At 67.3% G+C, this 11,240-nt stretch carries 8 protein-coding genes; 4 read left to right on the top strand and 4 right to left on the bottom strand.

Annotation, left to right across the window (positions count from 1 at the left end; genetic code table 11):
- Positions 1-322: 322 nt before the first annotated feature.
- Positions 323-2,152, bottom strand: a complete 1,830-nt coding sequence (locus ACHWUQ_RS08855; RefSeq protein ID WP_394680919.1) for a chorismate-binding protein — start codon at positions 2,150-2,152, stop codon at positions 323-325.
- A gap of 85 nt (positions 2,153-2,237) precedes the next feature.
- On the opposite strand from ACHWUQ_RS08855, the gene ACHWUQ_RS08850 reads away from it, so the two are divergent.
- Together ACHWUQ_RS08850 and ACHWUQ_RS08845 are read left to right on the top strand one after the other, a co-directional pair.
- Positions 2,238-2,870 (top strand): tRNA-uridine aminocarboxypropyltransferase, encoded by a 633-nt coding sequence (locus ACHWUQ_RS08850; RefSeq protein WP_312412956.1) that lies wholly within the window; start codon positions 2,238-2,240, stop codon positions 2,868-2,870.
- A gap of 117 nt (positions 2,871-2,987) precedes the next feature.
- Positions 2,988-4,517 carry a M20/M25/M40 family metallo-hydrolase gene (locus ACHWUQ_RS08845; protein ID WP_394680918.1) on the top strand — a complete coding sequence of 510 codons (1,530 nt, stop codon included), beginning with the start codon at positions 2,988-2,990 and terminating at the stop codon, positions 4,515-4,517.
- Positions 4,518-4,565: 48 nt separating this feature from the next.
- Here the strand turns inward: ACHWUQ_RS08845 and ACHWUQ_RS08840 are convergent, their stop codons facing one another.
- The gene (locus tag ACHWUQ_RS08840; protein WP_394680917.1) at positions 4,566-5,627 is read right to left on the bottom strand and encodes a purine-nucleoside phosphorylase; all 1,062 of its coding nucleotides are present in this window, start codon (positions 5,625-5,627) and stop codon (positions 4,566-4,568) included.
- 32 nt (positions 5,628-5,659) lie between these two features.
- The gene (locus ACHWUQ_RS08835) at positions 5,660-6,649 is read right to left on the bottom strand and encodes a LysR family transcriptional regulator (protein WP_394680916.1); all 990 of its coding nucleotides are present in this window, start codon (positions 6,647-6,649) and stop codon (positions 5,660-5,662) included.
- A gap of 142 nt (positions 6,650-6,791) precedes the next feature.
- Between ACHWUQ_RS08835 and lysA the strand changes: the two genes are divergently transcribed.
- Positions 6,792-8,042, top strand: a complete 1,251-nt coding sequence (gene lysA, locus ACHWUQ_RS08830; protein WP_394680915.1) for a diaminopimelate decarboxylase — start codon at positions 6,792-6,794, stop codon at positions 8,040-8,042.
- On the opposite strand, the gene ACHWUQ_RS08825 is transcribed toward lysA, so the two are convergent.
- On the bottom strand, positions 8,043-9,452 hold the full coding sequence (locus ACHWUQ_RS08825) for a PLP-dependent aminotransferase family protein (protein WP_394680914.1): 1,410 nt from the start codon (positions 9,450-9,452) through the stop codon (positions 8,043-8,045).
- A gap of 143 nt (positions 9,453-9,595) precedes the next feature.
- Here ACHWUQ_RS08825 and ACHWUQ_RS08820 point away from each other — a divergent pair, with 143 nt between their 5' ends.
- Positions 9,596-10,882, top strand: a complete 1,287-nt coding sequence (locus ACHWUQ_RS08820; protein WP_394680913.1) for a hydroxymethylglutaryl-CoA reductase, degradative — start codon at positions 9,596-9,598, stop codon at positions 10,880-10,882.
- The last annotated feature ends 358 nt before the right edge of the window (positions 10,883-11,240 follow it).

Here is an 11,240-nt window from a genome sequence, read left to right as displayed (position 1 = left end):
ACAACAGCGAGAGGCTGCACACATCGCTGAAAATGCAAACGCCCGATGCAGTGCACCGGGCATCATTGGCCGGATTGCTCCGGTATGTTCAACCGTCCAAACTGTCAACCTAATTTAGGACGGGTCAAGGTCGCGACCATACATGCGGTTCCGACTTTATCCAAACCGGTGAAGGTGCGGCCCGAGGCGAAGACATCGAACTGAGCGGCGCGACCGTTGCGGACCAGGATTTCATCGCCGCTGCGCGGCAAGACATGCCACGCCTCTTGGCCGAGGTTCGAGCGCTGAGAAAACTGCTGGCGTCTTCCCGCCAGCAATAAGCCTATGGGCCGGCGTCCGGCTGTGGCCAGACCGGCACCGCACCCAGCACCTGCGCCGGAATCCAGCCGCGCAGGCTGTTGACAAAAGCCCAGGCCTGCACACGCGGTACATCGCTCAACGTGACCACGCCTTCCACCACCTGGCCCGCCTCCAGCGCCAGCCGGCGCCCCACGCCAGGCAGCAGGCCGCAATGCAGCGCGGGCGTGATCCAGCGGCCATCCAGCTGCATGGCGATATTGCCCCGGGTGGTCTCGGTGATTTCACCGGCCTCGTTCCACAGCAGGGTGTCGAACACGCTGCTGTCCTGCGGCGCCCAGCGCTCGTAGTGCGCGCGGCGGCTGGTCTTGAAGCGCACAAACTCGCCGTGGGCCTCGGCCAGCGGCGCGGCCGCCCATTGCAGCCGGACCTGCGCAGGCGATGGCGGACAGGCAAAGGCCTCAGCCTGGAAAGTGCCCTGGGCATGGAGCAGCAGGCGCAGACGCCACAGGCCTTGCGGATGGCCCTGGGCCAGGCTGTCCAAAGCCGCTTGCGCAGCCACCCCATCCCAGCGGTAGCCAAAATGCGCGGCCGCAGCGGCCATGCGCTCGAGGTGCAGCGCAGCATGGCGCAGCTGGCCATCGTCCAGCGCCAGGGTTTCGATCAGCGCAAAGGGCATGCTGGCCCGCTCCAGAAAGGCACGCTTGTGCAGCCACTCGCGCCACTCGCCGTCAGCGGTGGCATCGGCGGTGATGCCGCTGCCAATGCCGCATTGCAGCTGCGTGCCGCGCAAGGCCACCGTGCGGATGGGGACGTTGAAGGTGGCGCGTAGGCCGCCTGCACCATCGGAGCGCACAACGCCCAAGGCGCCGCAGTACCAGCCACGCGGCTCTAGTTCCAACTCGGCAATCGCCTGCATGGCCGCCCGCTTGGGCGCGCCGGTGACGGAGCCGCAGGGGAACAAGGCCTGCATCACATCGACCAGGCCGGTGCCCTGGGGCAGCCGGGCCCGCACATCCGAGGTCATCTGCCAGACCGTTGGCAGCGCCTGCAGCGCAAACAGCTGCGGCACCTGCACGCTGCCCAGCTGCGCAATGCGCGCCAGGTCATTGCGCAGCAGGTCGACGACCATCACATTCTCGGCCCGCTCTTTGGCAGATGCGCGCAGCGCCTGGGCCTGGGCCTCGTCCTGCGCAGGGTTGCTGCCCCTTGCGGCCGTGCCCTTCATCGGGCGGGTCAAGATATCGCCCGCGCCGCTGGCCGGTTGGTGCCAGTCAAAAAACAGCTCGGGCGATACCGACAGCAGCTGCTCGTCGCCCCGGTCGATATGCAGCGCATAGCCGCCAGGCTGGGCCTGCTGCAACGCGGCAAACAGCGCGGCGCCGTCCACCCCGCCGCCGGGCAAGGCGCTGTGGCCCTGCAGCTGCTGGGTGTAGTTGATCTGGTAGTAGGCGCCGTTGCGGATATCGGCATGGATGCGCGCCATCTGCGCATCGAACTGCGGGCGGCTCAGCGTGCCGCGCCATTGCAGTTGCACGGCAGGCGTTTCGGCCTCGGGCAGCTGCGCCATGTCAGCCGGTGGCGCATCCCACACCGCAAACCAGGCCAGCGGCTCGCCGCTGGGCGCTGCCTGGGTCGGCAAATAGGGGTTCAACGCCGAGGCGGCTTCATAGCGCAAGCCGCCCACGCAAAAGGCCCCAGCGCGCGCGGCCTGCTCCACGGCATCCAGCAAGGCGCGCAAGGATGGCGCGTCCTGCGCCTCCAGCACCCGGTCCGGGCCGGACAGGGCCAGGCGCAGGCGCTGCTGCTCACCGGCCAGAGGCTGGCCCATATCGATGCGGGCAGAAAAGGACATGTGCGCTGTCATAGGGGCGCCAGCATAGCGGCGGCGCCTTGTCCTTGCAGCACAATAGCCCTCTGTCTGCTCCCTTACAGCTCCCGTGTCCTCTGCCCCGCGCCGCGCCCAATGCCCCCGCTGCCTCCGTCCGCAAACTGCCTGCATCTGTGCGCTGGCGCAGCCGCTGCAGGCTGCTACCCAGGTCCTGGTCCTGCAGCACCCGCTGGAGCTGCAGGAAGCCAAGGGCACCGCGCGCCTGCTGCACCTGTGCCTGCCGGGCAGCCGGCTGGAGGTAGGCGAAGCCTTTGACCCGGCACAGCTGGAGCAATGGCTGTATGGCGCCTGGCCCGGCGCAGAAGCCCCCCAGCAAACGCTGTTGCTCTACCCCCAGACACCCGACCAGCCCGCCGCCCTGATGGCGCTGACGGACCGCGACGCGCCAGCACCCGTCCGGCGCCTGGTGTTGATCGACGGCACCTGGCGCAAAAGCCGCAAGATGCTCTATGCCAACCCGCTGCTGGCCCGGTTGCCCCGCCTGGCGCTGACGGACACCGCGCCAGCCGGCTACCGCATCCGCAAGGCACCCCGCGCAGGCCAGCTCTCGACCCTGGAGGCGGCTGCGCTGGCACTGCAACAGCTGGAGGCCTGGCCCGATGGCGCGCCGCCGCTGCAGGCGCTGCAGCAGTCCTTTGACGGGCTGATCGCGCAGTACGAACGCCTGCGCAGCGCCCACTGAGCGATTGGCGCCCTGGCGACAATGCGCCCGCCTGCGCGCCCGGGGGTGAGCGCGCACTCGGGGATACTCCAGGCCATTGCCTTGAACCTGTTTTCCTTTGACTGACGGAGCCCTTGCATGAAGTTCTCGACCCTCACCCTGCTCAGCGCCGCGCTGTGCGCCGCCGGCCTGGCCCAGGCCGCCGCCCCCTCCGATGCCGCCGTGCAACAAGCCAGCAGCGCCAGCCTGCGTGAATGGATCGAGGTGCTGGCCCTGCCCAATGACTCGAACGTGGCAGCCGATATCGAGAAGAATGCGCAGTGGTTCAAGGCGGCACTGGACAAGCGCGGCTTCCAGACCCAGCTGCTGCCCAACCAGGGCAAGCCGATGGTGCTGGCCACCCTGCCCCCGGTGCCCGGCGCCACCAAGACGGTGCTGTTCTACGCCCACATGGATGGCCAGGCGGTGACCCCGTCGGAATGGCAGCAGGAAAGCCCCTGGAAGCCGGTGCTGAAGGAACGCCAGGCCGATGGCGCCTGGAAAGAAATTGCACTGGATCAGCTCTACGGCGCCCAGCCCAACCCCGAGTGGCGCGTGTTTGGCCGCTCCTCGTCCGATGACAAGGCCCCCATCATCATGCTGATGGCCGCCATCGATGCGCTCCAGCAGCAGGGCCTGCCGCTCAGCACCAATATCAAGATCCTGCTCGACTCCGAAGAGGAAAAGGGCTCGCCATCGCTGGGCGGCGTCATCGACGCCAACCTCGAGGCCCTGAAGGCCGATGCGCTGCTAGTGCTCGATGGCCCGATGCATGCCAGCAACCGCCCCACCCTGGTGTTTGGCAACCGGGGCGTGGCCCAGGCCACCCTGACCGTGTACGGCCCCAACCAGGATCTGCACAGCGGCCACTATGGCAACTACGCCGCCAACCCCGCGTTCACGATGGCGCAGCTGCTCGCCTCGATGAAGGCGCCCGATGGCCGCGTGCTCGTCAAGGGCTACTACGACGGCATCCGCTTTGATGCGCAGACCCAGGCGGTGATGAAGGCCGTGCCCGATGACGAGACCGCGCTGCGCAAGCGCCTGGGCATCGCCCAGACCGAGAAGGTGGGCAACAACTACCAGGAAGCGATGCAGTACCCCTCGCTCAATGTGCGCGGGCTGCAAAGTGCGGACGTCGGCGCCAAGGCCCGCACCGTGGTGCCCGCCCAGGCGATCGCCGAGCTGGACCTGCGCACCGTCCCCGAGACCCCGCCCGAGCGCCTGCTGCAGCTGCTCAAGACCCATATCGAAGGCCAGGGTTTCACGCTGATTGACGGCGAGCCCAGCGCCGAGCAGCGCGCCCAGTACCCCAAGATGGCGAGCCTGAAGATGGGCGGCGTGTCGGCCTCGTCCAGCGCCGTGCGCACCGACCTGAACGCCCCCATTGGCGACTGGCTGCGCCAGGGCATGCAGCAGGCCTGGGGCCAGGCGCCCGTGCAGATCCGCATGATGGGCGGCACGGTGCCCACCGGCGCAGCAGTGCAGGCGCTGAAGGTGCCGTTTGTGATCGTGCCCATGGTCAATGCCGACAACAACCAGCACAGCAAGAACGAGAACATGCGCCTGGGCAACTACTTCGATGGCGTCAAGAGCCTGGCCTCCATCCTGAGCCAGCCCTGGAAATAAGCCCAAAAAAGGCCCCCAGCTGGGGCCTGCTGTGCGTAGCGGTTTAGCTCAGCGCTGCGCTGGCACGCCGTCTTTCCACTGCGGCCAGTTCTTGACGACGGTGTCGACAAAGACGCCGCCCACGGCTGCCACATTGGCCACCGTTTCGGCAAAGCCGCCTGCGGTTTCGCCGGGCTTGGGGTCCAGGTGGGCCTGGGTCGTTTCCTGCGGGTTGCCCTGGTCAAAATTGACGGAGCCGCGCAGGCTCAGAATCCGGTCCGTGCCATGGCTGCGCTTGAGCACCAGTGCAATGGCGGCGGCTTCCATCTCGGTGGCGACATAGTCGTCCGCACCGTAGAGCTTGGCGATGTACTGCGCCTCCCTGGACAGGCCCGGGCCATGGAAGAAGGTGTCGCCGGTCATATGCGTGCCCACATGCACGCTGGGCGCCTGGCGGGCGGCGGCATCGGGGTAGCGCATGCGGTAGCGCTGGGCCGATTCGCTGTCCTGCAGCGGCACGGCGCGGGTCATCGCGTAGGCGGCCTGGGTCAGGGCCGGATTCAGCGCAAAGCGGCGGTAGTCTTCATAACCCTTGCGCGGCACAAACACCGGCGCACCGGGCTGGCCCTCTTCCGGCGCCCAGCGGTGGCCCAGGTCGTAATCGACCAGCCAGCTGCCCCAGGTCACATCGCCAATGGTGCCGCGCGATGGCGGGGTGCCGGCCACGCCGCTGATCACATAGTAGGCCTGGTCAAAATTGAACCGCGGGTTCAGCACGATAGCCTGCAACGAGGCCGAGGCATTGACCTTGCCCATGCCCAGCACGCTGCCGCAGACGCCATCGGCATTGCAGAACACCGGCCCCAGCGCGCCCGGCACCTGGATCGGTTGGGCATCGCGGAAATAGCGCTCATACCAGTGCTGGAACTCGCCGGCCCGGTCGCCGGTATTGGCACCGATCTCGAACATGGCCGCCACAAACACCTTGACCTGGACCGGAGGCGCAGCCTGGGCCACTTGGGCCGTCCTGGGCGGCGGGCTGCCGGTGCTGGCACAACCGGACAGCAGCGCCAGCAACAGCGCGCTGGCGCACAGCGGCCGGGCGAGAGAGCGAAGCGGGGCACGGGACATGGGATATTTCTCCTGGTCAGACCACCGGTATCTCAGCGCGATCCGGCGTGCTGCGCATTGTAGGTCGGCAGCTGGGCCGCCGCCTGGCCCAGCGCTGTCACCAAGGCATCGACCTCCGGAACCGCCGCCCGGTGCAGCGGCAGCAGCACCTGGGTGCGGAATGGAATCGAAAAGGCCAGCGGCCGCTGCACCAGGCCCTGGCCCATGCAGGCCTGCGCGGTGAACGGGTTCACGATCGCCAGGCCCAGCCCGTTTTGCACCATCGCGCAGACCGCCACGGCGCTGTGCGTCTCCAGCAGCATCTGCCGGCCCACGCCGGTATCGGCAAACACCTGGTCGATCTGGGTGCGGTAGGGGTCGCCCTCGGCCAGGCTGATAAAGGCCTGGCCCGCAAAGTCAGCGGGCTGCAAGGCGCGCTTGCGCGCCAGCGGGTGGCCGGCGGGCAGCACTGCGACTTCGTCCAGCGCCGGCAAGGCCACGGCCCGCGTGCCAGCCGGCGCCTCGCCGTGCTCGGTCAGGCCCAGGTCATAGCGCTGGGCGGCCATCCATTGCTGCAACAGCGGGGCCTCCTGCGTGGCGACGCTGACCGCCACCGGCCCCTGCGCCTGCTGCATCCGCGCCAGCGCCGCCGGCAGCAGCGCGTGGCTGAGTGCCGGCATGCTCAGCACGCTGATACGCGCCGCCTGCGGGCGCGACAGTGCTACTGCCCGGTCGATGACCCGGTCCAGCCCCTGCCAGCTGCGCTGCACCTCTTCCCACAGCGCCAACGCGCGTGCATTGGGCCGCAGCCTGCCTTGCACCCGCTCAAACAGCGGGTAGCCGAGCAGCTGCTCCATGCGCGCCAGATCGCGGCTCACCGTGGGCTGGGAGCTGAACAGCAGCCCCGCCGCGCCGGTCACCCCGCCCGCCAGCATGACGGCGCGGAACACCTCGATATGGCGGTGCTGCAACCGCGGCGCTGAAGGGCTGGGCTCCCGGGAGGGATCGGAAGCGGACGGAGCGGGGGTGGGCGAACGGGGCATGGCGAGGCGGCACGGCAAGTAAGACATATCCATTATGAATGACATGCCGATAAATAAGCATTAGACCAAATACCCCACCTTAGGCACACTAGATACCTGATTTCTCCCATCCCCCGTTTCCAAGCCCTGCGGCACCCCGACTATGAGCAACCCCTTTACCCCCGATCTGCTGTGGCAGCTGGCCGATGACTTCAACACCCCCCTGTGGGTGTATGACGCGGACACCATCGGCCAGCGCATTGCCGAGCTGCAGGCCTTCGACACCGTGCGCTTTGCGCAAAAGGCCTGCTCCAACATCCATGTGCTGCAGCTGATGCGTGCGCAAGGCGTCAAGGTGGATGCGGTCTCGCGCGGCGAAGTGCTGCGTGCGCTGGCAGCCGGCTACCAGGGCGGTTTTGGCGAGCCTTCCGACATCGTGTTTACCGCCGATGTGATGGACGAGGCCACGTTGGCCACCGTGGTCGAGCACCAAATCCCCGTCAACGCCGGCTCCATCGACATGCTGCACCAGCTGGGCCAGGCATCGCCCGGCCATGCGGTCTGGCTGCGCATCAACCCCGGCTTTGGCCATGGCCACAGCAACAAGACCAATACCGGCGGTGAGCACAGCAAGCACGGCATCTGGCACAGCGACCTGACGATGGCGCTGGCGGTGATCGCCGAGCGCGGCCTGCAGCTGGTGGGCCTGCACATGCACATCGGCTCGGGGGTGGACTATGGCCACCTGCAGGAAGTCTGCGGCGCCATGGTGCAGCTGGTGCAGCGCACCCACGCAGCCGGCCACCGCCTGCAGGCCATCTCGGCCGGCGGCGGCCTGTCCATCCCCTACAAGGAGGGCGATGCCACCATCGACACCCAGCACTACTTTGGCCTCTGGGATGCGGCGCGCAAGCAGGCCGAGGCGCTGGTGGGCCACCACCTGGGGCTGGAGCTGGAGCCGGGCCGCTATCTGGTGGCCGAATCGGGCGTGCTGCTGGGCACGGTGCGCGCCACCAAGGATGCCGGCAGCAACCACTTTGTGCTGGTCGATACCGGCTTCAACGAGCTGATGCGCCCGTCGATGTACGGCAGCTACCACGGCATGCATGTGCAGCGCCGTGGCGTCGGGGTGCTGCCTGCGCAGGGCGAAGCCGTCGTCGCCGGTCCGCTGTGCGAATCCGGTGATGTCTTCACCCAGGGCGAGTCCGGCGTGGTGCTGCCCCGTCCGCTCGGTGATGCCCAAGTGGGCGATCTGCTGGTGATCCACGACACCGGTGCCTACGGCGCCTCGATGTCCAGCAACTACAACAGCCGCCCGCTGGCCGCCGAGGTGCTGGTCGAAGACGGCAAGGCGCGCCTCATCCGCCGCCGCCAGACCGTCGAAGAACTGCTGGCGCTGGAGCTCGGCCTCTGATCAGCGCGGCGCCGCGCGCCATTGCGCCACCGCCGCGTCCAGGCGCGGCGACTGCATGGCGCCGACATTGCAGCGTGACCAGCGCGATACCAGGCTGCTGTCGAGGCTGAACACGCGGCCTGGTGCCATCGTCACCTGCCGGGCCAGCAACTCGCTGGCCAGTTGGGCCGAATCCTCGCAACCGGGGAAGGCCGCCCACAGGTAGAGCGACTGCGCGCTGCGCGCAAACACCTCGCAGCCCTGGCGGTCCATCCAGTCCAGCGCCTGCGCCGTGGCCTGGCCCAGGCGCCCGCGCAGGCGCACCAGGTGCCGCTCATACTGGCCCTCGCGCAGCATCACATCGACCATGCGCTCGCAGTACTCCGAGCCGCTCACATGGATGAGGCTGCGCAGATCGGCCAGGTCGCTGGCCAGATCGGGGTGGCAGGCGATGAAGCCCACCCGCAGCGCCGCAGAGAATGACTTGGAAAAGCTCCCGATGTAGATCGTGCGCGCCAGCTGGTCCAGCACCGACAGGCGCGTGGCCGTGGTCGGTTTGAAATCGGCCAGCGGGTCGTTTTCAACGACCAGCATCTGCTGCTGGCCCGCCAGTTGCAGGATGCGGTAGGCCTTGGCGGCACTCAGGTCCGAACCCGTCGGGTTGTGCGCCAGCGATTGGGTGAAGAACAGCCGCGGGCGCTCGGTCTGCAGCAGGCGCTCGAGCGCCTGCACATCGGGGCCATCGGGCTGGCGCGGCACGCCCAGCACCCGCGCGCCAGCGAGCTTGAGCTTGCCAAACAGCAGGTAGTAGCCGGGGTCGTCCACCAGCACGGTGATGCCGGGTGTCACCCAGTGGCGGATGACCAGGTCGATCGCGTCATTGGCGCCCTGGGTCAGCAGCAGCTGCTGGGAGGTCACGCTCAGGCCGAACATGCCCAGCTTGCGCACCAGGCTGTCGCGCAAGGGCGCATAGCCCATGCGGCTGCCGTAGCGGAACAACGCACCCAGCCCTGTGCGCACCACCTTCTGGTGGTAGCGGTCCAGGCGCATATCGGCCAGCCAGCCGATGGGCGGAAAACCATCGCCCAGCGCCAGCGCGTCGGGCTGGGTCTTGAGCTGCTCGCGCATCAGCCAGACCACATCCATCGCGCGCTGCAGTGGCGCGCTGTCATCGCCTGCAGGCACAGCCACCACCGGCCGCTGGTCCAGCACATAAAAACCCGAGCCGCGCCGCGCCTCGACCAGGCCGCGCGATACCAGCAGCTCAAAGGCCGCCACCACGGTGTTCTTCGCATAGCCATGCAGCTGCGCCAGCGCGCGCAAGGACGGCAGCTTGTCACCGGCGCGCAGCACGCCGCCCGCAATCTGCCGGCCCAGCATGGCGGCCAGGTTTTCCGCAATCGAGGCCTTGCGGCCAGAGGGGGTGGGCATAGGTGCTCCAAGGGAAGAACCGGTCCCCATGCTGCGTTGCAGCAGCACTGTCCCGGCAAACTGTACCTGTCTATAGCGGTACAGTTTAGGTAGATTGCGGGCTGGACCTATCGCATCCCCCTCGAAAATTACCAGGAGACACCATGGCCACCGATTCCCGCCTGCCGCAGTTCCGCGCCCTCAGCCCCGCCCAGCGCTGGGATTTCATCGCCAAGGCCTGCCAGCTGAGCGACGAAGACCGCGCGCTGCTGACCCAGCCAGGGGCGCTGCCCAGCAGCGTGGCTGACGGCATGATCGAAAACGTGATCGGCACCTTTGAGCTGCCGATGGGCGTGGCCGGCAATTTCCAGATCAATGGCCGCGATGTGCTGGTGCCGCTGGCCGTCGAAGAGCCCTCGATCATCGCCGCAGCCTCGTACATGGCCAAGCTGGCGCGCGAGGACGGGGGGTTTCAGACCTCCAGCACCCAGCCGCTGATGCGCGCCCAGGTGCAGATCGTCGGCATCCAGGACCCCTATGGCGTGCGGCTGGCGCTGTACCAGGCGCGTGCCCAGATCCTGGAGCTCGCCAACAGCCGCGACAAGGTGCTGATCGGCCTGGGCGGCGGCTGCAAGGACATCGAGGTCCATGTGTTCCCCGATTCACCCCGTGGCCCCATGGTGGTCATGCACCTGATCGTTGATGTGCGCGATGCGATGGGCGCCAACACCGTCAACACCATGGCCGAGTCGGTCTCGCCGCTGGTCGAGCAGATCACCGGCGGCTCGGTGCGGCTGCGCATTCTGTCCAACCTGGCCGATCTGCGCCTGGCCCGCGCCCGCGTGCGCCTGACGCCCCAGACCCTGAAGACCGCCGAGCGCAGCGGCGAGGAAATCATCGAAGGCGTGCTCGATGCCTACACCTTTGCCGCCATCGACCCCTACCGCGCCGCAACCCACAACAAGGGCATCATGAACGGCATCGACCCGGTCATCGTCGCCACCGGCAACGACTGGCGCGCGGTGGAGGCCGGCGCCCATGCCTATGCCAGCCGCCACGGGCGCTACACCTCGCTCACCACCTGGGAGAAAGACGGAACCGGCGCGCTGGTCGGCACCATTGAGCTGCCGATGCCGGTGGGCCTGGTCGGTGGCGCCACCAAGACCCATCCGCTGGCCCGCCTGGCGCTGAAGATCATGGACGTGAAATCTGCCCAGGAGCTGGGCGAAATCGCTGCCGCCGTGGGCCTGGCGCAGAACCTGGGCGCCTTGCGCGCGCTGGCCACCGAAGGCATCCAGCGCGGCCACATGGCCTTGCATGCGCGCAATATCGCGCTGGTGGCAGGGGCCGTCGGTGCAGAGGTTGACCAGGTCGCCAAGCGCCTGGCCGCCGAGCACGATGTGCGCACCGACCGTGCGCTGGAAGTGCTGGCCGAGCTGCGCCAGCGCTGAGACCGTGGAGCGCGGGGTACCGCTTGCTCCGCGCCGCAATTCACAGTCGCTTTCCATGCACACATCTGCATCGTGCGGAAATACATACAGCTTGATGCAAGTTAAGCCGCTGCTGCGAAGCGGGGGAGACAAAGGGCTTCGCATGCAGACACAGGGCCTGCACGGCGTACGGGCAGGGATCAGCGGGTATTCACTTGTATTCCACGACAATCGGCTAGTAACGTTGTAAACATCTTGCGTAGCTCAGCGAAGATTTACATACAAATACAGTTCTTAATATTATTGATATTTTTTATTGAATCCATTTTTGCAATACAAATAAACTCAAACCCTCCCTTCGACTGTAGAAAGAGTTCAT

The organism is uncultured Comamonas sp. (genome assembly GCF_964277875.1).
Taxonomy (GTDB): Bacteria; Pseudomonadota; Gammaproteobacteria; order Burkholderiales; family Burkholderiaceae_C; genus Comamonas; species Comamonas sediminis.
This window is presented reverse-complemented; position numbering and strand designations above follow the sequence as displayed.

Coding starts and splice junctions, on each gene's coding strand:
- ACHWUQ_RS08855 (WP_394680919.1), bottom strand. CDS start 2,152: ATGTCCTTTTCTGCCCGCATCGATATGGGCCAGCCTCTGGCCGGTGAG.
- ACHWUQ_RS08845 (WP_394680918.1), top strand. CDS start 2,988: ATGAAGTTCTCGACCCTCACCCTGCTCAGCGCCGCGCTGTGCGCCGCC.
- ACHWUQ_RS08840 (WP_394680917.1), bottom strand. CDS start 5,627: ATGTCCCGTGCCCCGCTTCGCTCTCTCGCCCGGCCGCTGTGCGCCAGC.
- ACHWUQ_RS08835 (WP_394680916.1), bottom strand. CDS start 6,649: ATGCCCCGTTCGCCCACCCCCGCTCCGTCCGCTTCCGATCCCTCCCGG.
- lysA (WP_394680915.1), top strand. CDS start 6,792: ATGAGCAACCCCTTTACCCCCGATCTGCTGTGGCAGCTGGCCGATGAC.
- ACHWUQ_RS08825 (WP_394680914.1), bottom strand. CDS start 9,452: ATGCCCACCCCCTCTGGCCGCAAGGCCTCGATTGCGGAAAACCTGGCC.
- ACHWUQ_RS08820 (WP_394680913.1), top strand. CDS start 9,596: ATGGCCACCGATTCCCGCCTGCCGCAGTTCCGCGCCCTCAGCCCCGCC.